General features: G+C 60.2%; 20 protein-coding genes. 9 read left to right on the forward strand and 11 right to left on the reverse strand.

What is annotated here, in order from left to right; translation table 11 throughout:
• Positions 1–148 precede the first annotated feature (148 nt).
• The 4 genes from HDF09_RS05375 (at position 149) to HDF09_RS05390 (ending at position 2,795) form a co-directional block, all read left to right on the forward strand.
• Positions 149–436 (forward strand): hypothetical protein, encoded by a 288-nt coding sequence (locus HDF09_RS05375; RefSeq protein ID WP_183762491.1) that lies wholly within the window; start codon positions 149–151, stop codon positions 434–436.
• 98 nt (positions 437–534) lie between these two features.
• The gene (locus tag HDF09_RS05380) at positions 535–1,560 is read left to right on the forward strand and encodes a radical SAM protein (protein ID WP_183762493.1); all 1,026 of its coding nucleotides are present in this window, start codon (positions 535–537) and stop codon (positions 1,558–1,560) included.
• 60 nt (positions 1,561–1,620) lie between these two features.
• Positions 1,621–2,289: a class II aldolase/adducin family protein gene (locus tag HDF09_RS05385; RefSeq protein ID WP_183762496.1), complete on the forward strand. Its 669-nt coding sequence runs from the start codon at positions 1,621–1,623 to the stop codon at positions 2,287–2,289.
• Positions 2,290–2,318: 29 nt separating this feature from the next.
• A complete protein-coding gene (locus HDF09_RS05390) occupies positions 2,319–2,795 on the forward strand; it encodes a hypothetical protein (RefSeq protein WP_183762499.1) in 477 nt (158 codons plus the stop codon).
• An 88-nt stretch (positions 2,796–2,883) separates the two neighbouring features.
• Here HDF09_RS05390 and HDF09_RS05395 read toward each other — a convergent pair whose 3' ends face one another.
• From HDF09_RS05395 to HDF09_RS05430, 8 genes are all read right to left on the reverse strand, one after another.
• Positions 2,884–4,347, reverse strand: coding sequence for an RNB domain-containing ribonuclease (locus tag HDF09_RS05395; RefSeq protein WP_183762502.1), 1,464 nt, complete (start codon positions 4,345–4,347; stop codon positions 2,884–2,886).
• Positions 4,348–4,372: 25 nt separating this feature from the next.
• A complete protein-coding gene (locus HDF09_RS05400) occupies positions 4,373–5,857 on the reverse strand; it encodes a rhamnulokinase (RefSeq protein WP_260180927.1) in 1,485 nt (494 codons plus the stop codon).
• Positions 5,858–5,869: 12 nt separating this feature from the next.
• Complete coding sequence (locus HDF09_RS05405) at positions 5,870–8,116, reverse strand: bifunctional rhamnulose-1-phosphate aldolase/short-chain dehydrogenase (protein WP_183762505.1); 2,247 nt, start codon at positions 8,114–8,116, stop codon at positions 5,870–5,872.
• Between the two features lie 101 nt (positions 8,117–8,217).
• Entirely contained in the window at positions 8,218–9,312 is a 1,095-nt protein-coding gene (locus HDF09_RS05410) for a substrate-binding domain-containing protein (RefSeq protein WP_183762507.1), read from the reverse strand.
• A gap of 159 nt (positions 9,313–9,471) precedes the next feature.
• Positions 9,472–10,677 carry a sugar isomerase gene (locus tag HDF09_RS05415; protein WP_183762510.1) on the reverse strand — a complete coding sequence of 402 codons (1,206 nt, stop codon included), beginning with the start codon at positions 10,675–10,677 and terminating at the stop codon, positions 9,472–9,474.
• Between the two features lie 112 nt (positions 10,678–10,789).
• A complete protein-coding gene (locus tag HDF09_RS05420; protein WP_183762513.1) occupies positions 10,790–11,473 on the reverse strand; it encodes a LutC/YkgG family protein in 684 nt (227 codons plus the stop codon).
• Positions 11,463–12,941, reverse strand: a complete 1,479-nt coding sequence (locus HDF09_RS05425) for a LutB/LldF family L-lactate oxidation iron-sulfur protein (protein WP_183762516.1) — start codon at positions 12,939–12,941, stop codon at positions 11,463–11,465. The genes HDF09_RS05420 and HDF09_RS05425 overlap by 11 nt, the downstream gene beginning before the upstream one ends.
• On the reverse strand, positions 12,938–13,678 hold the full coding sequence (locus HDF09_RS05430; protein WP_183763420.1) for a (Fe-S)-binding protein: 741 nt from the start codon (positions 13,676–13,678) through the stop codon (positions 12,938–12,940). The genes HDF09_RS05425 and HDF09_RS05430 overlap by 4 nt, the downstream gene beginning before the upstream one ends.
• 128 nt (positions 13,679–13,806) lie before the next feature.
• On the opposite strand from HDF09_RS05430, the gene HDF09_RS05435 reads away from it, so the two are divergent.
• Positions 13,807–14,988, forward strand: a complete 1,182-nt coding sequence (locus HDF09_RS05435) for an L-rhamnose/proton symporter RhaT (protein ID WP_183762520.1) — start codon at positions 13,807–13,809, stop codon at positions 14,986–14,988.
• A gap of 206 nt (positions 14,989–15,194) precedes the next feature.
• On the opposite strand, the gene HDF09_RS05440 is transcribed toward HDF09_RS05435, so the two are convergent.
• The gene (locus HDF09_RS05440) at positions 15,195–15,530 is read right to left on the reverse strand and encodes a hypothetical protein (RefSeq protein ID WP_183762523.1); all 336 of its coding nucleotides are present in this window, start codon (positions 15,528–15,530) and stop codon (positions 15,195–15,197) included.
• Positions 15,531–15,888: 358 nt separating this feature from the next.
• Here HDF09_RS05440 and mtnA point away from each other — a divergent pair, with 358 nt between their 5' ends.
• The 4 genes from mtnA to HDF09_RS05460 all read left to right on the forward strand — a co-directional run bounded on the left by mtnA (position 15,889) and on the right by HDF09_RS05460 (position 20,444).
• Positions 15,889–16,956 carry an S-methyl-5-thioribose-1-phosphate isomerase gene (mtnA, locus tag HDF09_RS05445; protein ID WP_183762526.1) on the forward strand — a complete coding sequence of 356 codons (1,068 nt, stop codon included), beginning with the start codon at positions 15,889–15,891 and terminating at the stop codon, positions 16,954–16,956.
• Positions 16,957–17,204: 248 nt separating this feature from the next.
• Positions 17,205–17,510, forward strand: coding sequence for a permease (locus HDF09_RS05450; RefSeq protein WP_183762529.1), 306 nt, complete (start codon positions 17,205–17,207; stop codon positions 17,508–17,510).
• Positions 17,511–17,638: 128 nt separating this feature from the next.
• On the forward strand, positions 17,639–18,037 hold the full coding sequence (mscL, locus tag HDF09_RS05455) for a large conductance mechanosensitive channel protein MscL (protein ID WP_183762532.1): 399 nt from the start codon (positions 17,639–17,641) through the stop codon (positions 18,035–18,037).
• 199 nt (positions 18,038–18,236) lie between these two features.
• Entirely contained in the window at positions 18,237–20,444 is a 2,208-nt protein-coding gene (locus HDF09_RS05460) for a M28 family metallopeptidase (RefSeq protein WP_183762537.1), read from the forward strand.
• A gap of 864 nt (positions 20,445–21,308) precedes the next feature.
• On the opposite strand, the gene thiC is transcribed toward HDF09_RS05460, so the two are convergent.
• Together thiC and HDF09_RS05470 are read right to left on the reverse strand one after the other, a co-directional pair.
• The gene (gene thiC / locus HDF09_RS05465) at positions 21,309–22,799 is read right to left on the reverse strand and encodes a phosphomethylpyrimidine synthase ThiC (protein ID WP_183762540.1); all 1,491 of its coding nucleotides are present in this window, start codon (positions 22,797–22,799) and stop codon (positions 21,309–21,311) included.
• Between the two features lie 270 nt (positions 22,800–23,069).
• Entirely contained in the window at positions 23,070–24,092 is a 1,023-nt protein-coding gene (locus tag HDF09_RS05470) for a class I SAM-dependent methyltransferase (protein WP_221270000.1), read from the reverse strand.
• Positions 24,093–24,268 lie beyond the last annotated feature (176 nt).

A 24,268-nucleotide genomic window follows, 5' to 3' on the forward strand; every position in this document is an offset into this window, starting at 1 on the left:
AGGATAAAATCTATGTAGAACGAGAGGGCTATTGAACCTTATCCCCATAGCGAAATGTTCGATTGAAGACACGCCTTCTCGTGCGCCTGAGATCTGCATTCTGCTCGGTCAAATCCTCATACTCCTGACAACTCTTCTTGTAGCGGTCATGCCCGTGACGGAGTATCTCTGGACCTTCGACAAGTTTCTCCGCGGCGGCCAGGACTGCGAGTTCGGACTCCTGGCTCTCGCAGCAATCCTCTGTCTCGTGCTCGTTCTCTCCCATCAACGCAGAGCAGTCCTTACCCTGATCCTCTCGCTTCGACGCGTGCTGTCTTCCCTTTTTCAGCCAGCTGATCCAACCGCCAGGTCTCTCTCCGGCCTGGTCGCGCCTGTGCAGTTCAATCTGCCGCGCAGCATCTCCCTTCACTCCATCAATCTTCCCCTACAAATCTGATACGTCTCTTCGTGCGTTCGCAGTCGCGACTCCCTCCGAGTCACTTGCGACCTCTATCCAAACTGATCAGTTCTCATCCAGCCGATCATGGAGAAGCAATGAAGAAATCAGCAGTCATCCACGCGTGGGCCAGAATTCTCGCCGGACGCGCCCCCTCGCTGTCTATCGAAATCACCAAAGAATGTCCCCTGCGGTGCCCCGGCTGCTATGCCTTCGACTCCGCACATCTCGGCGGAGACACCCAGCTCCGCGAACTCTCCGACTTCAAGGGAGACCAGCTCGTTCAGCGCGTGCTAGAACTTCTCGACAAAGAAAAGCCTCTACACGTCTCCCTCGTAGGCGGAGATCCCCTCGTCCGCCATCGCGAGCTCGAACTCCTTCTCCCACAGATCGAGGCTCGCGGCATCCACACCCAGATCGTCACCAGCGCCTTCCGCGTCATACCCGCCGAGTGGAAGAGATTCAAAAAGCTCCACATGGTCGTCTCCGTCGACGGCCTCCAACCCGAGCACGACGAACGCCGCAAACCCGCCACCTACCGCCGCATCCTCAAAAATATCCAGGACGCCAACATCACCATCCACTGCACCATCACCGCGCAGATCGCCGACCGCCCCAGATACCTCGACCAGTTCCTCCAGTTCTGGAGCAGTCAACCCGCGGTAACGAAGGTCTGGTTCAGCCTCTTCACCCCGCAGCGCGGCGCCACCGATCCAGAGATCCTCACCCCACGCCAGCGAGCCAACATCATCGCCGAGCTGCGCGAGCTCCGAAAGAAATATCCGGTCCTCGATATGCCGGATGTTGTTCTCCAAGAAATCTCTTCTCCACCAAAGACCCCCGAAGAGTGTATCTTCGCTCGAACAACTATGACCGTCTCCGCGGACCTCTCAACTAAAATCACCCCCTGCCAGTTTGGAGGCAACCCCGACTGCGAACAATGTGGCTGCATCGCCTCCATGGGACTGGCAGCAGTCGGCCACCACCGCGTCCTTGGTCCGCTCACCGCCGGCCACCTCTTCCTGGCCTCCGCCAAAATCGGCGAAGTCTGGCGAAACCTGCAAAGCCCCCTTTCTCCAAAACCTATCATCCGGATAAAAACATCTCCATTCGAAATCCTGTGAGGAAACATGCACTTTGAAAACCGTAATGGGATTACACTTCATGGCAACGAAAGAGGAACGATGATCGAAGAATGTATCGGCCGGCCCGAAGTAGAACTAAGGCGCGAACTCGTGCAGTTCGGCCGATGGCTCTCTCGACTCGGCTTCATGCCGGGAACCTCGGGAAACCTCTCCGTCAGGCTCGATCAGGAGCGCCTGCTGGTCACCCCCACCGGCATGAGCAAGTACCTCATGCGCCCCTCCGACATGGTCATCGTCGACCTCGAAGGACGACAGCTCGCAGGCTCAAGAAAGGTCACCAGCGAACTCAGCATGCACCTCGCCGTCTACCAGATGAGAGCCGACATCGAAGCCGTCGTCCACTCCCATCCCCCCATCGCCACCGCCTTCGCCTGCGCCGGCCGCGCCCTCGACGAGATGCTCTGCCAGGAGGCCGTCATGACCCTCGGCTCAGTCCCTCTGGCCCAGTACGCCACAACCGGTACCGACGAGGTCGCAGCCAGCCTCAGACCCTTCATCCCTCATCACACCGCTATCCTCATGGCCAATCACGGCGCCGTAGCCTACGGCCCCACCCTCACCGATGCCTTCCTCAAGATGGAGACCGTCGAGCACCTCGCCCACATCCGCCTCGTAGCCCACCAGCTAGGCTCCTCGCAGACCCTTAGCGACCATCAACTGGACGACCTGCTCCGCGCAAGACAAAAGTACCTCCGCAACGCAACCTAAATTCTCTTTCCTGGTACAGAGGCGGTGCCTTGGCAATCAATATCAAACGGGTTGTTATGCGGTCAGGGATAATCCTGGCCAGGTTCAATGTAAAATTTCTTACCTTCCTCTGCTTCCTAAGCCTGGCGCTGCGCGGCACGGCACAAGAGTGCGGCGTATGCACCAAGAACGGGATCGATATGCCGATCTCTCTAGGCATGGGTGTTGTGCGCACGCCAGAATTTTCTGCCAAACGCGGATTTTACAATGTTGATATCGACGTGAAGTGGCTTCTTCCTACTGATGAGTTGCGATGCAAAATGGGCTTCGCTGTGTCTCCATCAGATAATCACTGCAAATGGGCATCGCTTTTGGATATTAGATGGAGGGTTCTCGATGGAAGCGAAGTCGTTGCCGAGGGTACTGACTCAGGCAGAAGCACAGGTTTTGATGCTGACAGTCGATCATTGACGAGGAACGTAGCCAATTTTAAAGCCGCGGCTCACCACAAATCGTTGTCGAGCTAACATTTCTGAAAGATGCTAGCGCTCTTGATGTGGCGAAGCCTCGGTTGGTTGTAGAGCCACCCGGATTTGCGTTTTGATGCCTCCAGCCTCACGCACGTCCAAAGTCGATAAACGCATGTTGCGGATCGGTATGCAGCAGCGTCACATCCACCATATCCCCCACATCCAGCCCCTGCTCGCCCCGCACCACCTTGCCCTCCACCGGCGGATCGAACACCCGCACGTACGTCCCCTTATCGTTCGCGCCGGTAATCACTCCATGGAAGCTCTTCCCCACGCTCCCGGCCAGTGCCACCGCCGCCACTCGCTTCAGCATCGCCCGTTCCACCTTCCGCCCCGCCGACTCTCTCTCATTGCAGTGCGTCGCAATCGCCTCAAGCTCCTCATCAGTGTAAGGAGCAGCCTCGCCGGCCAGCATCGCCTTCACCACCCGCTGCGTCACCAGGTCCACAAACCGCCGGTTCGGCGCAGTCGAGTGCGCATAGTCCTGCGCCGCCAGCCCGAAGTGCCCCGGCTGCTCCGCATCATCATCGCCCTTAGCCAGCACATACTCTCCCGGCCCCATCAGCTTGATGATCGCCAGCGACAGATCCGGATAGTGCACCGCATCCGACTCCCTCTGTGCCTGCAAAAACGCGTTCAGCGCGCCCGAGTCAGGCTGCGCCGGCAGCACCGTCCCATGCCGCCCCACAAGCTCCACAATCCGCGCCCACCTCTCCGGCGACCGCACCACCCTGCGAATCGACGACCGCTTCGCCTCCCGCAGCATCCGCGCCATCGTCTCGTTCGTAGCGATCATCAACTCTTCAATCAAATCGCTCGCCCGATTATGAAACGCCGTCCCAATCGACTCCACCTTGCCATCCACCACCACCGGATCGGCCTCCACCCGGTTGAACTCCAGCGCGCCCATCTTCACCCTCTGAGCCCGCAGCGCCACTGCCGCCTCATCCTGCAGCCGCAGCTGCTCTTGCAACTCAACCGAAGCAGCCACCTTCGCATCCGGCCCCGCCTTCCCTTCAAGCCACGGCCCCACATGGCTGTAAGCCAGCTGCGCCCTGTTCCGAACCTGCGCCCTGTAGATGGCAGTGTTCTGCACCTTCCCTTCGCCATCCACCACAAACTCAACCACCACCGCCATCCGATCCTCGTCTTCATTCAACGAGGTCAGATCCGTGGAAAGCTCCGTCGGCAGCATGGAAAAGTTCCGCACCGCCGTATAAACCGTCTGCGTCTGCTCCGCCGCATGATGATCCAGCGGCGTATCCTTCAGCACCAAAGCCGAAACATCGGCCACCCCCACCCTTACGCGCACCCCACCGTCCACGCGCTCGGCCACCTCAATCTGGTCCAGATCCCGCGAGGTGTCATTATCAATCGAAGACCACAACAACCCACGCAGATCGCGAACATCCGCATCCGCCTTCGCTCCCGCAGTCGAACGAATCGCCGCCACCTGCGCGTCGCTGCCGTCAGGAAAGTCAACAGGAAAGCCCTCGCGAACCATCTCAGCGGAGGCAGAAGCAACCAGATCAAAGGGATGAGCAGACATGCAAAGGAAGCCTACCACGCGAGTGCTAACTCTTCGTAACCGTCTGCTCCAGAGCCAAAACCAACCGCCCCGCCCATCGCGACACCTGCTCCGCATCCGCGCCCGTCACCTCATCCCGGCTACCCTCCAGCACCGCCAGCTGCACCGCGAAGTTCCCCACCGTCGAGCTCTCCGCCGCGCCACGAAACAACTCCAACCCCGTAGCCTCCTGCGTCAGCCGATTCAGACAATCATTCTGACTCCCGCCACCCACCACAAACAACCGCTTCAACTTCTTCCCGCTATGAAACGCCACGCGCTCCAGCACCTCCGCATACCGAGCCGCCAGGCTATGAAAGATCAAACTCGCAAACGCCGGAGCATTCTCCGCACCTTCCTCCAAAGCCTCCAGCCCCATCCTCACCCGCTGCGCATTAATCCTCTGCGGCATGCCACCAGCCAGCAGCAGATCGGCGTCGTCCACATCCAGCAACCCCTCCGGCGTCGCCACCCTCTCCGCCGCCGCCACCAACTCCGGCACACTCCACTCCGGGCCCTCCTCAGCCCACTGATGCAGACACTGCCGGATCAACCACATCCCATTCACATTCTTGTGAAAGCAGACTCTCCCCCCCACCGCTCCAAGATTCGTGAAGTTCTCCGCCGCCACACCCGCATCGTTCCTCGGCTCCTTCAACACAGTCCCCACCAGCGACCACGTTCCCGAGCTGATATAAGCCCAATCATCCCCCACCGCCGGAATCCCCGCAATCGCCGAAGCCGTGTCATGACAGGCCGGAGCGATCAACACCGTATCGCGAAACGCCCCCAGCTTCGCCAACTCACCACTCAACCTGCCAACCTCAGTGCCCGGAGGAACCAGCCTCGGCGCCAGCGCAACATTCAGCTCCGCAGCCTGAAAGATCTCCTCACACCACCGCCGCCCATGCAAATCCACCATCTGCGAGTGAGTCGCGTTCGTGAACTCTGCCACCCGCGCCCCACCCCAACGCGACAGAACATACTCCGGCAGATTCATCCACTGCTCGCCTGCAGGCAGTCCCTCCAATCGATCCGCATACAACTGATACAGCGTGTTGATGCGCAGCAACTGCACTCCCGTACACTCCCGCAGCCGTTCAGGCGCAATCTCCTCGTACAGCATCTGCTCCGCCTCAATCGTCCTCTCATCGCGATAGCAAAACGGATCGGCCAACGCCCTCCCATCCCCATCCACGCGCACATAGTCCACCGCCCAGCCATCCACCGCAATCGAACGCACGCCCTCCACAGCAATCTCCGCACAGAGTCGAAGCCCATGCTCCAGCCCAGCTTCGATCATGCCTAAATCCCAGCGCAGTCCACCCTCCGTCTCACGCGGAGCGTTGGCAAACCGATGCACCAGCGTAATCACCGGCCGCCCCGCCACCCATCGCAGCAGCGACACCCGGCAACTCTCCGCCCCCAGGTCCACCGCCACCAAAGCCCGCGTATCCTGCGGAACCAGCGCCATATCTGGCGTCCGTCTCATCGCGCGCCTCTCCTATCGCAGATACGCTTCCGTCAAACCACCATCCACCGGAATCAAGTGTCCCGTCGTGCATCGAGCCAGAGGCCCCGCAAGGAACATAATCGCCTCCGCACAATCCTTCGGATCAATCGGCTGATGCGTCAACGTCCGCGTCGCATAAAACTGCGCCAGCACATTTCGCAATCCGTCATCCGTATCCGTCTCTTCAAACGGCAGTTTGTACTTCTTCAACGAAGCGATCACGCGATCCCGCGGAAACATCGTCGACCCCTTCACCACCGTAGCCGGACTGATCCCATTCACCCGCACCTTCGGCGACAGCGAAACCGCCAACTCCCGCACCAGATGACTCAACGCCGCCTTGCTCACGTCGTAAGCCTCACTGCCACGCTTCGCCACAACCGCATTCGCCGAACTCGTCAGCACCACGCTCGCATCGATCCCCTGCTCCGCAAAGATCTTCGCCGCCTCATCCGTCAGCAGATAGTTCGCCGTAACATTAACCTCCAGCGTCAAAGCCCACTGCGCATCGCTGATCACACCATCCGGCGAAGAAGGAAACAGCGCCGCCGTATTGATCAAAATATCGATCCCGCCAAACTGCTTCACCGTCGCCTCAAGAGCAGCCTTGATCGTCTTCCGATCACGAATATCAATGCTCGTCCAGCTGACAGCCTCTCTCCCGGCAATCGCCTTCACCTCCTCTGCAACCGCCTCCGCGCCCTTCACGTCGCGATCGGCCACCACCACATGCGCCCCGCGTTGAGCGGCAAGCAGCGCAACCTCGCGGCCAATTCCACTCCCACCGCCAACCACCAAAGCAACCCGCCGACTCAACTCCTTCTCCGGCGGCTGTCTGCGAATCTTCGCCTCTTCCAGCTTCCAGTACTCAATCCGAAACGCCTCACTCGGCGGCAGAGCAACATAGTTCGCATGCACCGTAAACTGATCCGCCGAAGCCGCGGGCCCAGCCTGCGGAATCTCCGGTGTCCCCGGCGAGCTTGCTCGCTGGGGTGAAATATCCTTGCAATCCACGCCCGCACCCAGGGCACCCGCGCCTTGCATCACGCCAATCGCATTGATGTAAAACTCGCCTGTAATCCGCGACTCCGTCTTATTCTTTCCAAAGCTGAACATCCCCACACCCGGCACCAACACCACCGTAGGGCTCGCATCCCGCACCGCAGGCGAATCCTTCACCGCATGCTTCTTGTAGTACTCCGCATACTCCGCGCGATAGGTCTCAAGCGAACTCTCAATCAACTCCTTCAGCTCCGCCGGATCACCCGCCGGATTCCACTTGAGAAACATCGGCCGAATCTTCGTTCGAATAAAGTGATCCGGGCAGCTCGTCCCCAGGTGCGCCAGCTTCTCCGCCTGCGCCGAGTTCACAAACTCCATCACCTGCGGCAGATCGCTAAAGCTCCCAATCCACCGCTGCTTCCGCGACACCACCCCACGCAGATAAGGCATCACCTGCAGCGCAATCGCAGCCCTGTCTTCGCGACTCTTCACCTGCCCGCCGCAAAAGTGCTTATGCCCCGTAACCGAACCATGCCGTTCAATAAACTGCCCCAGCTGATCGATGATCGTAATCGTATTCAGGTAGCTCTCGCGCTGCGTCTCTCCCCACGTAAACAGCCCATGCCCACCCAGCACCACGCCATCGCACCCCGGCGTCTCCTCCACGATCTTCTTCAGCATCATGCCCAGCTCAAACCCCGGCCTCTGCCACGGCAGCCACGCCAGCTTATGTCCAAACTCTTTGTTGAACTCCTCCATCTTGATCTTCCCGTTCGCCGAGGCCGCCAGTGCGATCCCCCAATCCGGATGCAGATGGTCCACATGCGCGAATGGCAAAAACCCATGCAGCGGCGTATCAATCGAAGCCGCAACCGGATTGTTCCCGAACGTACACAGCGGATACATCTCCACCATCTCGTCTTCGAGATCCACCCCGCGATACGCCTTCTCCAGCGTCAGCAGCTTATCCATGTAGAGCGTCGCAAACCCTGCGCGCTTGATGCTCCCCAGATCGCCCCCACTCCCCTTCACCCACAGAATCTGCTTCGTCTTACCATCCAGCGGATCGACCTGCTCCAACTTCGAGCTCGTATTTCCCCCACCGAAGTTGGTGATCCGCAGATCCGAGCCCAGCAGGTTCGATCTGTATCGCAGCAGCTCTGGTGCATCCAGCTTCGCCGATACCGCCTCATCCCAACGATCTTCCAAAAACTTCAGGCCGCCCTGTGCCGTCATGTGTCAACCTCTTCGTCCTGGCCTAAATCCAGGCCCCGACTATCATTCCACACGCAACACCAATACGGCAACTATTTCCAATGAGAAAATTAGGCCAAAACTCAAACCTCGCCGAGCGAATCCCGGGTCACCATCTTATGAGCCACATAGTTGTAGGGAGGCACCGTCTGCCCCCGCAGCAGCAACAGTCCAAGATGAATCAAACTCGGCCCATACGAGCTCGCCTCATGCGACACCGACCCGATCAACGGCGACTTGTCCCTCCGCATCTCCTGCATCGCCTCCGCAATGCAATCCTGCCCCACAATCGCCACATGCTTCTCGCGCTTCTGCTCCCGCACCGCATCCACCGCACCCAGCGCGCTCGAGTCCGTAGCCGCCGCAATCAGAATGCGCCTGTCCTTCGGATGTCGCTGCAGAAAATCCGAGATCAGCTTCTTGCTCCGGTCGCGCATCCCCCGCCCATCGATCCGCACAAACACCTCCACCGGCAGCTCCGGATGTCCGCTCCTCACCCCTTCAAACGCACCCGTAATCCGGCTCTGCACCAACTGCCCCGCCTCGGCCAGATCCAGCCCGATCACCCAATCCACCTTACCGTCCCAGTTCGCTGTCGCGTAGGCGCCCAGCGTCTCCCCAGCTTCGATCCCTACCCGATAGTTATCCACCCCGAAGTAAGTCGCATGAGGATGCGGAATATCGATCGCGATCAGCGGAATCTTCGCCCCCGCAATCTTGTCCCCGATCATCGGAGCAACCTCCTGCTCCACCTGAAACTCGATCACCAGATCCACCTTGCTCGAAACAAACTCCTCCGCATTCCGCAACGCAGTCGCTGCGTCATAGCGGTTATCCAGAATCAGCAGATCGACCCCCACCGCCGCTGCCGCATCCTTCAAACTCTCCGTCACCTCTACGGAAAACGGCATATCCGCGCTCTGCCCGCCAAAGCCAAACCGCATCTTCTTCGGCCGCGTCACCTGCCGGTACGTCCCATCGGGAGACTGCGAAAGATATCCCCGGTGAACGAACGTCTTCAACACCCGGTACACCGTCGTCTTCGAGATTCGCGTCTGCCGATGGATCGACTCCAGCGTCATCGGCTGGTTCTCCGCCTGCAGCAGCTCCAGAATATCCAGCGCCTTCGACAGCACCGGAATCAGATAAAGTCGTTTCGAGGTCTTTCGTACCGCCATAGTCTCCCGCCGAGGAGCGACCACTCAGCCGATCCATTATGCGGCACCTGCCCCGGTTTCGCTAATGGAATTCCCACGAAGCAGCGATCAAAGCATCAGAATCTCTCTTCCCAAAACCCAACCACCGCCTCACCCCGCGACGATCAGGAGAAAACATCTCTAAGCATAGGTCGAAACACTGCGAGCATTCTTGCTCTCTCGCTCCCGCGTAATCTTCTCCACATATCCGCTCTCCGCCAGCGCCTTCAGAGGCTCCGCCGGAAGCCCGCGCGCCGTCCTCCACTCCCTCACAATCGGCCGCACGTCCTGCCAGAAGCTATCCCGGAAGCACTCCTCAGCCTCCACCAGCCGGCACTCCTGCTGCATCTCCGCCAGCTTCACCTGGTCAATCAGCGCGGCCTTCGCATACAGCTCCTGCGCCGTCGCCACCGTCTGCACCATCGCCTCCACCTTGCCCTTCAGGTTGTGGCTCTGGTCGATCATGAAGGCAATATCCGTGCGATCCTTCTCCTCCGCACTCAAAATCTCATGGAAGATCCGAAACACCTGGTAAGGATCGATCGAGCCCAGCGTCAGGTCGTCATCCGCGTACTTCCGGTCGTTGAAATGAAATCCACCCAGCTCCTTCACATGCAGCAGCCACGTCACGATCTGTTCAATATTCGTCGCCTGCGCATGATGCCCCGTATCCACCAGCACCTTCGCCTTCGGCCCGCACCGTCGCACCAACTCCAGAGCCATCCCCCAGTCCGCAATGTCGGTGTGATAAAAAGCCGGCTCGAACGGCTTGTACTCGACCAGCATCCGCTGCCCGTCGCCCAGCGCAGCATGCGTCGCACCAAGCACCTCTTCCATCCATCCAATCCGCTTGCGAATACTCTGCGTCCCCGGATAGTTCGACCCATCCGCGATCCACAGCGAAACATCCTTCGACCCCAGCTCCCGCCCAATCGCCACCGACTCCAGCAGATGCTTCAACGCCATCCCGCGAATCTCCGCGCTGGGATTCGCAATCGATCCATACTTGTACTCCGCGCTCTGAAACAGATTCGGATTGATCGACCCAGCCTTCATCCCATACTTCTTCTCGAGCGTCTGAATCGCAGGAACATCCGCCGTCCCATTCGGCAGGTCCCACAGCACATGCAGCGCCACCGTCGGGCTCGCCCCCGTCAACGCATTCACCTGCGCCGCATCGCTGAACTTCTCTTCAATCGTCGTCGCCGCCCCACCCTGAAGAAACTTCCCGAACCGCGTCCCGGTATTCGCAAATCCCCACGATGGAAGCTCAATCCGAAAACCATCGAGCGCGCTGTACACCCTCTGTGCCTTCTGCTCTGCGACCCCTGCACCGTTGTTTCCCATCACTCGATTCCCCTTAGATCCAAGATATTACGATATAGAAATATACTCTCTATTGAAACATAGGCAGACTGCTCCTTTTTACTGTCGTTTGTCAAAAGATTTTTTCCACGCTTCAAACAATCAGAATCACATCCAGAGATCGCGGCCCATGCACTCCCTTGATCCGTGTCATCTCGATATCCGCCGTCGCAGACGGTCCCGAAACAAACGTAGTCGCGAGGCCAGCCGTCTCTTGCAGACGCCCCATCGCCTCCGGCACCGTCTCCACCACATCCTCCGCCCTCACCACGCACAGGTGATAGTCCGGCACCAGCGTCGCCGCCCGCCTTCCCTGCCCCGCAACATTCTGCAGCACGAACGTCCCCGTCTCCGCAATCGCCAGCGTCGCCCCCGTCATCACCCCATCGACATCATCCAACTCCTCCGAGGACAACCCCTCATCCACCACAAACTCCACCTCACCAGCCGAAGCCGGCAGCCACCCAACCGGCATCCATTCAACCGGCAACCCCACCGGCACCACCATCCGCCGAACGCCACGCTCCACCAGCCTCTTCGCCACACTCTGTCCTACGCCCTCACCCGCAGCCCGAACCACCCGCGCGTCATAGTCCCGCAACCGATCCTCCAGCAGCGCCAGCAGCCCCTCGCGCTCCCGCGTCCCCTTCCGCCGATACTCCCGCGCAATCCCATCCCACCCAGCCCGCACCGCAACTCCATCTGACGTACCACCCCTAGCCGCCCTCACCCTGCGCAACACCTCAGCCCGCGAATTTGTAACCATATCAGTTGCCATCTCTACCCCGCCTCTCCCACCAGTCCCGAAACGTCTCCTTCGGCATCTCCTCGAGATCCCTCGCCTGAGTCCATCCGCCCAGCAGCCCCGGCAGCCATCCAATCCATCCCTCGCCCTGTCCATCCCTGCGCACCAGCGGCCTCTCCGCCACGCGCCCCAGCCGCTGCGCCGCTCTGAACCTCCGCTCGCTCCGAAAGATCATCGCCATCGCCTTCATCGCCCCGGCCTCCACATCAAACAACCCCGCGACCCCAGCCGTATTCTGCTTCACCACCTTATTGCGCAGATGTATCAGCACCTCCGGAATATTGATCTTCACCGGACAGACCTCATAGCAAGCCCCGCACAGCGAAGACGCGTACGGCAGCGACTGCGCATGATGCATCTCCTGCAGCTGCGGTGTCAGAATCGCCCCGATCGGCCCCGCATACACGCTCCCATACGCATGTCCCCCCGTCTGCCGATACACCGGGCACGCATTCTGGCAGGCCCCGCAGCGAATACAGTTCAGCGTCTGACGTCCCTCCTCATCCGCCAGGATCTCCGTCCGCGCATTGTCCGTCAGCACCACATGAAACACCCGCGGACCATCTCGCAAACCATCCCCAGAAGAAGCAGCATCCACCCCAGTCCAGATCGAGTTATACGGATTCATCCGCTCCCCGGTAGCCGACCGCGGCAGCAACTGCAGCATCACCTCCAGGTCCTGAAACCGCGGCAGCACCTTATCGATCCCCGCAATCGTGATCAGCGTCTCGGGCAGCGTCAGGCACATCCGCCCATTGCCCTCACTCTCCACCACGCAAACTCCACCCGTCTCCGCAATCAAAAAGTTCGCCCCACTCACCGCCGTCTTCACCCGCAGAAACTTCTCCCGCAAAAACATCCGCGCAGCATCCGCCAGATCCTGCGGCCTCTCTCCCAACTCCGGCAGCTTCATCTCCCGCTGAAAGATCTCGCGAATCTGCTGCCTGTTCTTATGCAGCGCCGGCACCACAATATGCGACGGCCGATCCTCCCCCAACTGAATAATCAACTCCGCAAGATCGGTCTCATAGGGATGAATCCCCGCCGCCTCCAGCGCAGAGTTCAGTTGAATCTCCTCCGTCGTCATCGACTTGATCTTGATCACCTGGTCCGACCCCGAAGCCTTCACCAGCCCGACAACAATCCCTCGCGCCTCCTCCGCATCCCGAGCCCAGTGCACCACTCCACCCGCGCGCGTACAGTTCGCCTCAAACTCCTCAAGATAGAAATCCAGATACTCCATCGTGTGCCGGCGAATCTGCCTCCCTGCCTCGCGCAGCTCCTGCCAGTCCGGCATCTCACCCACCACGCGAGCCCGCTTCTCCTGGATCACGTCCGTCGCATGACGCACATTCTTCCGCAGCTGCGTATCACCCAGCATCGCCTTCGCCGCCATAGGAAACGTCGGCGCCGTCTTCGGATCCAACCCCACTCCACTCATCGCCCTACCCCGTCTTCCCCCGCCAGAATCTCCGCCAGATGCACCGTCTTCACGCCCGTCCTCTGCCGATGCAGCGCCCCCTGAAGATGCATCAGGCAGGAGTTATCGCAAGCCGTACAAGCCTCCGCCTTCGTATTCAAAACCGCCGTCGTCTTCTCCGCCAGCATCGCGCTCGAAACATCCGCATTCTTCACCGCAAACGTCCCGCCAAATCCGCAGCACTGCTCCAGCCCCTGCAGTTCGACGAGATCAATTCCCCGCACCGCCTTCAACAGCCGCATCGGCCCATCGCCCAGCAACAGATTCCTCAACCCATGGCAACTCGCGTGATACGTCACCCGATGCGGATAGTAAGCCCCCACATCCTCCAGCCCCAACCGCTTCGTCAGAAACTCCGAAAACTCAAACACCCTCGGCAGCAGAGCATCCACCTCCGCAATCAACTCCGCCCGTCCGCTCGCCACAGCCATCTTCGGATAGTGATCCCGCATCATCGCCACACACGACGACGACGGCACCACCACAGCCTCCGCCCCGCGAAACTGCGCAACAAACCGCTCCAGCAGCGGCATCGCCTCCGCCTGGTAGCCGGTGTTATAGTGCATCTGCCCGCAGCAAGTCTGCCCTCGAGGAAACTCCACCATATGCCCAAGCCGCTCCAGCACCCGCACCACAGCCTTGCCGGTCTCAGGAAACAGCGTGTCGTTATAACAAGTAATAAAGAGTGAAACTCGCAGACCAACCTCCAGCGAAGCGCAATCTCGATATAATTCAATAGAGAGTATATTTCCCTAACGCAACTCGCGTCAGGTACGATAGTACCCGCTCAACCCAGCATCTCCATCATTCAACAGAACGAGGCTTCGTGGGACCCAATCCTTTCATCGGCGTCATCTATCACTGGATCGGCGGCTTCGCCTCCGCCACCAACTTCATCCCCTTCCGCGGCATTAAGCGCTGGTCGTGGGAGATCTACTGGCTCATCCAGGGCTTCGCCGCGTGGATCATCGCCCCCGTAGTCCTCGCCGCGCTCCTCGTCCCGAATCTCTTCGGCATCCTCCACGCCGCCCCGGCCTCCAGCATCCACTACGCCATCTTCTGGGGCATCCTCTGGGGAGCAGGCGGCCTCACCTTCGGCCTCGCCATCCGCTACCTCGGCATCGCCCTCGGATACGCCATCGCCCTCGGCCTCTGCACCGCCTTCGGAACCCTCATCCCGCCCATCTACGACGGCTCCATCCACGTCATCCTCCACGAGACCTCCGGCCAGATCATCCTCGCCGGCGTGCTCCTCTGTCTCATCGCCGTAGCCGTCAACGGAGCCGCTGGCCTCTCGAAAGAACGCGAAGTCACCCCCGAAGAAAAAGCCGAAGCCGGAGAGACCGACTACAACTTCGGCAAAGGACTCGCCGTCGCCATCTTCGCCGGCATCATGAGCTCCTTCTTCGCCTTCGGCCTCAAAGCCGGAGCCCCCATCGGAGCCCTCGCCAAGACCGAACTCCTCGCCCACAACCGCCTCGACCTCTGGCAGAACCTGCCCGTCCTCATCGTCGTGCTCTGGGGAGGCTTCCTCACCAACTTCATCTGGTCCGCCATCCTCATCCTCAAAAACGGCTCCATCAAACAGTTCACCGGCCAGCCCGGCCTCAACCCCATGCGCGCGACTCACGCCTCAGGCCAAACCCTGGTCGACTTCGACCCCCTTGACCCCTCCACCTACGACCACCTCGCCCCAAAAACCCTCGTCCAGAACTACATCTTCGCCTCGCTAGCCGGCCTCATCTGGTACTTCCAGTTCTTCTTCTACTCCATGGGCCAGACCAAGATGGGCAAGTACGACTTCTCCAGCTGGACCCTCCACATGGCCAGCATCATCATCTTCGCCACCCTCTGGGGACTCTTCCTCAAAGAGTGGCGAGGCACCAGCCGCCGCACCAAAACCCTCGTAGCCACCGGCCTCTTCCTTCTCGTCAGCTCCACCATCGTCGTAGGCTACGGCAACTACCTCAAAGCCAACGAAACCCCCACCACCATCACCACCCGCTAGCCACGACTATTACCACCCATTAACCCCAACCACTTCGTCATCTCGACCGAAGCGGTTCACAGCCTCATCGTGAACCGCGCAGTGGAGAGATCCCTGTATTTCGCCTTTGCCGTTGCCTCTTTTTTGTTGTCATTCCGTAGCGCAGCGGAGGAATCTGCTGTTGCCTTCGCTGTTGCTGTCCTTAACTCAACACGCAGCCACCACCATCATTTATCCGTATCCTCAAACGCATACCGCCCCAGCGCAAACGGACGCGAAACCGCCGGCTTACTATCCAAAGGATAAGAAGGATAAGGATCGACTGTCCCCGTAGGAAAACCCCAGATCTTCCCGGTTCGCAGATCCACAACGACCTTCCCATACACCTGCCCCGTCCCATCCGGATACCGCAGATTCTGCACTCCCGGCTCGATGTAGAACGCGTGAGCAGCCGCCGAGTCAGCCACAACCGGTGGTGGAGACACATACGGCCTCGCAGCGATCGCAACCAGCGCCACCGCAATCACAGACAGAAGAACATTCGTCAGCGCACCTTTTCTCACGAGGACCTCCCTCACCAACAAACTCCGCCGCATCCTTATTCCCAATTTTGGACGAGAACCCGCACCAAAAGCCTCACCGGAGAGAAACAATTCTCAAGAACCTAACACTGGCAACCTCCCTGCCGATAAAGCCCCCATGTTCTCAAAGCCGAAGTTCTCCGACGGAAGATTCTGCCCCCACTGCAACACCGAATCCCTGCACCGCTCGCACCGTCGCGGCTGGGACTGGTTCTTCCACTATCTGGCTCTGCGCCCTGTTCGCTGCACCTGTTGCTGCCAGCGCTTCTACGCCCCCCGAACCGCCTACGGCCCCCATATCCGCCCCCATACAGGCCATTCGCGATAAACTAGAAGGGACATGATCCCTACCCTCGAATGGCTCCCCACCGGCGTTAACTTCCTCGACCAGACCAAGCTCCCCCTCGAGGAGACCTACGTCCTCGCCACCGACTACAAGCAAGTCGCCACCGTCATCCGCGACATGATCGTCCGCGGAGCCCCAGCCATCGGCGTCTCTGCCGCGATGGGCATGGCCATCGGCATCGACCGCAGCATCGCCACCACCCTCCCCGCCCTCACCGAAGAGGTCGCCCTCATCGCCAAGACCCTCGCCGAAACCCGCCCCACCGCCGTCAACCTCTTCTGGGGCATCGACGAGATCCGCAATCTCTACATCCAACTCGCCGCCAAAGACACCGCCATCTCAGAGATCAAATCCGCCGTAGTCGCGAAGGCCCGCCGCATGTACGACGAGGACATCGCCGCCTGCAAACAGATGGGCGCGCACGGCGCCTCACTCCTCCCCAAAGAGGGCACTGTCCTCACCCACTGCAACGCCGGAGCCCTCGCCACCTGCGGCTACGGCTCAGCCCTCGGCGTCATCCGCGCCGCAATCGAGCGCGGCCACAAGATCGACGTCTTCGCCGACGAGACCCGCCCCTTCCTCCAGGGTGCCCGCCTCACCGCATGGGAGCTCATGAAGGACAACATCCCCACCACCGTCCTCTGTGACAACATGGCCGCCTCGCTCATGCGCCAGGGCCGCATCCAGGCCGTCATCGTAGGAGCAGACCGCATCGCCGCCAACGGAGACGTCGCCAACAAGATCGGCACCTACGGCGTAGCCATCCTCGCCAAAGAGCACAACATCCCCTTCTACGTCGCCGCCCCCTGGTCCACCCTCGACCTCGCCACAGCACACGGCGACAGCATCCCCATCGAGCAGCGCGACGCCCGCGAGGTCACCCACTCCAACGGCAAGCAGATGACCCCCAACGGCGTAGCCATCGAGAACCCAGCCTTCGACGTCACCCCTGCAAAGTACGTCACCGCCATCATCACCGAGCGCGGCGTCCTCACCGCCCCCTACAACAACTCCATCCGCGCCATGTCCAAACAGACCGAATCCGAGCTCACCGCAGTCTAGGAATCTCACGACGACTAAAGTTGCCCGCGGATAAACCGGCAATCTCATCTGGGGGTGTTCACTTATCTGGACGCACCCAGAAACCCACCACAACCAACTCCGCACAACGATCTCCCGCCATCGTTGCAATCCGCTTTGCCTGCATCAAAAAAATAAGGACCGTAGGTACGCCACGCCTCTCCCCCTAACTGGCACTAAACCCATCACGCCCGTATCCTTAAACAGATAGGTTCAACCAGACACACCGCGTGAAACATCCCCTCTTCAATCCGCGTGCCCACTCTCTTCTACGCGGCAGCCTCCTCGTACTCCTCAGCCTCGCCGTCTCTCTTCTCCTCTCCGACTTTCCCCACAACCGCGCCACGCTCTTCCTCATCCTTCCCGTCCTCTTCGCCATCGCCGGCACTGCAGACACCGTCCGTTGCATGCAGCGCCGCTGGAGCTTCTATCACGCCGGGGTCATCCTCTGCATCTACATGGACCTCATGGCCCTCTGCATGATTCTCTTCTTCCTCCTCTACCCCTACGCCCGCTGGATCGCCTCCTCCCAATAGCCCGCCCCAGCCCGTTTTCACCCCTCAACTATCCTCAAGCCTTAAAAATCTCCTGCGTTATACTCGCCGCACCGGAACAAGCAGTGATCAACGGTTCCCATGCACGATCAAACTAGGAGACTGACCTCATGTTCAAAGGATTCCGCGATTTCATTCTGCGTGGTAACGTCGTCGATCTTGCCGTCGCCGTCATCATCGGAGCTGCATTTACCGCCATCGTCACCTCGCTGACTGAAAAGATCATCAATCCCCTCCTGGGCGCAGTCATCGGCAAGCCCAACTTCGGCTACCTCATCGCCCACGTCAACGGCGGCGAGATCCGCTATGGCGACTTCATCACCGCAATCATCAACTTCCTCCTCATCGCCAGCGTCGTTTACTTCTTCCTCGTACTGCCGATTCAGTACCTCTTGAAAAAATTCCACCCCGCAGTTGTCGAGCCGCCAGCCACTAAACCCTGCCCCCAGTGCCTCGGCGACATCCCCATCCCCGCCACGCGCTGCAAGTTCTGCACTCAACCCGTATAGCCTTCTCTCGAAAAAGGAACACGTCGAAGCGGCTCACAATCCATCGTGAACCGCTTCGACGTGTTTGCAGCCACCCATTGCAGAGACTCAACCGCCTCGATAGAAGCCTCTGCCCTCAGAACTTACCCGCCCAAAATCCTGCCGAAACTCAATTCTGCGATACCCTGATATCTCAACAACCCACACCGAGGCCCACGACTTGACTCGTCTCCGCACCGTAGCCTGCCTGCTCCCTCTCGCCGCCCTCACCCTGGCCCAGTCTCCCGCCCCGCAGGTCTTCGGCTACCGCGACTTCGCCCAGCAGGCAAAGTGGGACAAAGTCTTCATGGCCGTCCCCGACGCCGCACTCGCCGGCCAGCACCTCAAGACCCTCACCGCCGCCCCCCACTGGGCCAGCTCGCCCGAGGACTACGCCACCGCCGTCTACGTCGCCGACAAGTTCAAAGCCGCCGGCCTCGAAACCCAGATCATCCCCTACAAAGTTCTCCTCACCAAACCCGTCAAGATCGTCATCGAAGCCTTCGACGCCGACGGCAAAAAGCTCATGTCCGGCCCCACGCCCGAGCATGTCGACCCCAACAAATTCGGCGGCGACCCCTTCCAGGACGACCCCCGCATCCTCCCCGCCTTCAACGGCTCCTCCCCCTCCGGCGACGTCACCGCCGAGGTCATCTACGCCAACTACGGCACCCTCGCCGACTTCCAGCAGCTCGCCAAATTAGGCATCAGCGTCAAAGGCAAAATCGTCCTCGTCCGCTACGGCGAAAACTTCCGCGGCATCAAGACCTACATCGCCCAGCAGTACGGAGCCGTCGGCGTCCTCATCTACTCCGACCCCGCCGACGACGGCTACTTCCGCGGCGACATCTACCCCCGCGGCCCCTACCGTCCCGAGACCGCCGTCCAGCGCGGCTCCATCCAGTTCCTCCCCATCTACCCCGGCGACCCCACCACCCCCGGCGTAGCCTCCACCCCCGACCTACCCGACTCCAAACGCATCCCCATCGACAAGCTGCAAAACAACCAGCCCACCATCCCCACCAACCCCCTCTCCTACCACGACGCCGCCCCCATCCTCAAAGCCCTCGGCGGAGCCGAATCCCCCCGCGACTGGCAGGGCGCACTCCCCTTCACCTATCACCTCGGAGCAACCGGAACTCTCGGAGCAGGTGGAAATCTCGGAGCAGGCGGAACCCACAGCACCCCTCCCAAAATCACCGTCCACATGCACCTCGAGCAGGACGTCGCCCTCCGCACCATCTGGGACGTCACCGGCACCATCGACGGAACCGACCCCGCCCAGAAAGAAGACTGGGTCGTAGCCGGCAACCACCGCGACGCCTGGGTCTACGGCGCAGTCGACCCCAACTCCGGCACCGCCGCCATGCTCGAAACCGTCCACGGCCTAGGCGAGCTCCTCAAACAGGGTTGGAAGCCGCAACGCCGCATCGTCATCTGCAGCTGGGACGCCGAAGAAGAAGGACTCATCGGATCCACCGAGTGGGCCGAGCAGCATGAGACCCACCTCGCCCACGCCGTAGCCTACTTCAACACCGACGTAGGCGTAGCCGGCCCCAACTTCGACGCCGCCGCCGTCCCCTCCCTCAAACAGTTCGTCCGCGAAGTCACCAAGGAAGTCGCCAGCCCCAAGGGCGGAACCGTCTACGAACAGTGGAAGGCCGACCAGGCAACCGCCCCTACCCGCCGCAGCCGCAAGCCCATTGAATCCACCGACTCTGACGTCCACATCGGCACCCTGGGCTCCGGCTCCGACTACACCCCCTTCATCCAGCACCTCGGCGTCCCCTCCACCGACATCGGCTCCGAAGGCCCCTACGGCGTCTATCACTCCGTCTTCGACAACTACAACTGGTTCACCAAATTCGCCGACCCCACCTTCGTCTACGAGCAGCAGCAGGCCCGCGTCTTCGGCCTCGAGATCCTCCACATGGCCGACGCCGACGTCCTCCCCTACGACTACCAGCTCTACGGCAAAGAGATCGTAGGCTACCTCGAGGCCGCGCAGAAACAAGCCACCACCAAAAACCTCACCCTCGACTTCACCGCCGCCCAAGCCGCAGCCAGCCGCTTCGCCGCCGCCGGCGCCGCCATCCGAGCCGCCCAGTCCGCACCGCCGTCGAACCCCGCGGCGCTCAACCAGTCCCTGCGCGAAGCCGAAGGCGCTCTCCTCAACCCCGAAGGTCTCCCCAAACGCTCCTGGTACAAACACACCATCTACGCCCCAGGCGAGTTCACCGGCTATGCCGCCGTCGTCATCCCCGGCGTCAACGAGGGCATCGACGCACCCGACGCACCCCGAGCCCAATCCCAGCTAGCCGCCCTGGCCGCAGCCCTCAATCGCTCCGCCGCCATCCTGGAGTCCGCCAACAAGGAAGCCGCCAAATAACCACCAACCCACCACAAACCACCATCCCAAACACCACAATCAGCCATCCCCACGTAGCTGGCTGACATGAGCCTCCGACCAACGGGAGGACCACGCGAAGCTTTAAAAAGGCGTGCGAACGCCCGCCCTCCGCGCAGGAGGCCCGTCCGGCAGGACACCAGCCTTAAAGAGAAATAAAACCATCCCCCAAAAGGTGCATCTTTCGTTGCCGAAGTGGGATATCCCCAGTTAGTCACCTGCCCCATGATTACTCTCAAGACGGTCAAAGCCGCCCAAAGGAGACTCCCCAATGGTCCACGATCTCGTTTTAGCTTTGGTATTTCTCGCAATGATTATTGCTCCTGCACTTCTTGCCATGCGATCTGACAAACAGGAGAAAGATATTCTCTAGACTCACCCCTGTGCTGCCGCCCCACGGAGTAAGTTGTTGCCAGCCCACACCAACCCGCATCCTCCACCGCATCGCGGGCATGGCCTTCAACTTCAGCGCTGACCAATTCGAGCCGTCCTTCGAACCCAGCTCTGAGCTACCCCGTGCCGCCCAGCAGCCCAGTCCGATTCGCCCCCGACGCAACAAACTCGCAGCCACCGCTACGAGCCAACCTAAACCAAACTCCTCCCCAAAGAGATAGGCCGCCTCCCAAACCAGGGACGCGGCCTTTTTCTATAGAACCACTGCCAACCCGAACAAAGCAGCCATCCCGAACAAAGCCTCCACCCCCAACTAAACCGCCCCCTCACGATCGTCATCCTGAGCAAAGTTGCTCGCGGCACTTTGCGAGCAACGCAGTCGAAGGATCCCTGTATTTCGTCTTTGCCGTTGCCGTTCCCTTCGCGGTTGCACTCTCCCGCAACCGCCGAAAGCTACCCCCGCAAAGCCATCTGCTCCGTAACAATCTGCGTCAGGTCCTGCTTATGCAGACCATGCTCCTTCGCATTGAACTCGTCCACCTTACTCGACCAGTTCATGCTGCAGAACTTCGGCCCGCACATGCTGCAGAACGCCGCTTCCTTGTAGTAGTCATCCGGCAGCGTCTCATCGTGCATCCCCCGCGCCGTCTCCGGGTCAAGCGACAGCGCAAACTGCTTATCCCAATCGAACGTATACCGGGCATGCGAAATAGCATCATCCCGATCCCTCGCCCCGGGCCGATGACGAGCCACATCCGCCGCATGCGCTGCAATCTTGTAAGCGATAATCCCGTCCTTCACGTCCTTCTCATTCGGCAGTCCCAGGTGCTCCTTCGGAGTCACATAGCAGAGCATCGCCGCCCCATGCCACCCAATCATCGCCGCGCCAATCGCCGACGTGATGTGGTCATACCCCGGAGCGATATCGGTCACCAGCGGCCCCAACACATAGAACGGAGCCCCATCGCACAGCTCAACCTCTTTATCCACCTGCAGCTTGATCTGGTCCATCGGAATATGTCCCGGCCCCTCGATCATCACCTGCACATCGCTCTTCCACGCCTGCCGAGTCAGCTCACCCAGCGTCTTCAACTCCGCAAACTGAGCCTCATCGCTAGCATCCGCCAAACACCCAGGCCGCAGCCCATCGCCCAGCGAGTAGCTAACGTCATACTTCGCCATCACCTTCGTGATCCGATCAAAATTCTCATACAAAAAGTTCTGCTTATGCTTCGAAGTCATCCACTGCGCCAGAATCGCGCCACCGCGACTCACAATGCCCGTAATCCGCTTCGCCACCAGCGGCACATACTCAATCAGCACGCCCGCATGAATCGTAAAGTAGTCGACCCCCTGCTGCGCCTGCTCCTCAATCACCTCAAGGTAAAGGTCGATATTCAGATCCTCCACCCGCTTCACCCGCGAGAGCGCCTCATACAGCGGCACCGTCCCAATCGGCACAGGGCTATGCCGCAGAATCTGCTCCCGAATCATCGGAATATCCCCACCCGTCGACAGATCCATCACCGTATCCGCGCCAAAGTGCACCGCTGTATGCAGCTTCCTCAACTCCTCATCCACGTTCGACACCAGAGCCGAGTTCCCGATATTCGCATTGATCTTGCACAGCGACTCCACCCCAATCGCCATCGGCTCCAGCTCCACGTGGTTGATGTTCGCAGGGATAATCATCGTTCCCTTCGCCACCTCGCTCCGCACCAGCTCCGCCGCAATCTTCTCCCGCTGCGCAACATAGGCCATCTCTTCGGTAATCAGGCCCTTCCGCGCAAAGTGCATCTGGCTCATATTCGTATCGCCAGTCAGCGCCGCTTCGGCCTTGCGCTTCACAATCCACTCCGCCCGCCCTGTCGGCACCTTGTAGTCGTTGCCGTGCGAATGCGCCCCATTGCCGTTGCCGTTTGCCCCGTTCCCGTTTTCGCTCATGTCTCTCCCCTGCCCGTCCTGCCGTGCTATCAAGTAAGTAGCCGTGTTATCGAGTAAGTATACGATGCACGCATCTCCCTAAACGCTTCCCTGACGCTTCCCAGCCGCTTCCCGCAAAGTTTGCCGCGCTCAGCTTCCGGCTGGCCGCCCCAGAAAGAAGGGCCCTCCGTGCCGCGGAGAGCCCTTTCGACTTTGTGCGAGGTCGCGATTCGAGGCCCGCAACTCCCAGAGGAGCCCGCACAAGGCAGCATCCTCCTACCTCCCCGCGTGCTAAGCCTTGCTTACGATCATCGTCTGCACTGCTCTATGCAGCGCGTGGCTTTCAGAAGACGCAAACCCCGCCTCGCCAAACAGCCTCTCGTACTCAGCGAAGGTATAGGCATCCCCCGCCGCTGTCGTCCCCAGCATCATCATCGCAAATCCCGCAGCCATCGGCGGCGAAACGCGATCGTCATTGGGCACAAAGTCCAGCGTCACACAGCGCCCTCCTGGAGCAAGCGACGCCCGGATCTTGCGCATCAGCCCCGCGCAGGTCGGTGGATCGAAGTGATGAAAGAAATTCGTCACCATCACCACATCGTACGGCCCGCCAAACTCCACCTCGAACGCATCCCCAGGCAGCAGTCGGTGACGGTCCGCGACGCCAAACTTCGCAGCGTTCTCGGTTGCGACCGCCAGCACATTGGGCCAATCAAGCGCCGTAATCTGCGCCTTCGGATTCTGCTTGGCGATCATAATCCCATACAGCCCATGTCCGGCCGCGATGTCCAACACCCGCACCTCCCCATCGCCCGCCACCAGCTCCGCCACCTCCCCCGCACCAGGAATGACCATCGGCGCCATCTGTCTCGCAAAATCGACCCAGATCGGATTGTCGTGGCTGACCGTCCCGTCCCCCGGAAGCGTCGTCGTTCCATTCCGCACCACGTCGGTCAAGTTGAGAAACGGAGCGATCATGCGAGGATCGAGAAGAAACTTCGCGATGCTCCCGAAGTACGCCGGCGAGCTCCGATCCAAAAACGTAGCTGAATTAACCGTCAGCGAATACTCCTCGCCACTCTTCGCAAGAAATCCACTGATCACCAGGTAGTCGCAAAGAATACGAATCCCGCGACTCGACGCCTTCACCGCCTTCGCAATCGCCTCCGCGCTGCGGCTCCCGCGTGCAACTTCTGTGAACACATCAAGCTCAATCGCAGCCTTCAAGGCCACAGAGCGCTGGTAAGCGTTTAATGTGTCGAAGATCATCCCGGGATCGGGCTCAGGGGCAGCGGACGTACCTGGCATTGTCATAAGTCCGCCATTCTACACACAGAATTTTGCGCGTCGAGAAAAACCGCAGGTAAGCCCTGTTTCACGGAATTCATCACCCTTTCCACCCAGCAGTAATAAGTCGAATTCCACAGCCAACCCTCTCTGCAACCTCGCATCCTACCCAGCAGAACGCAGAACGACCGTGAGCACCCCGG

Source organism: Edaphobacter lichenicola, assembly GCF_014201315.1.
GTDB classification, from domain to species: Bacteria; Acidobacteriota; Terriglobia; order Terriglobales; family Acidobacteriaceae; genus Edaphobacter; species Edaphobacter lichenicola_B.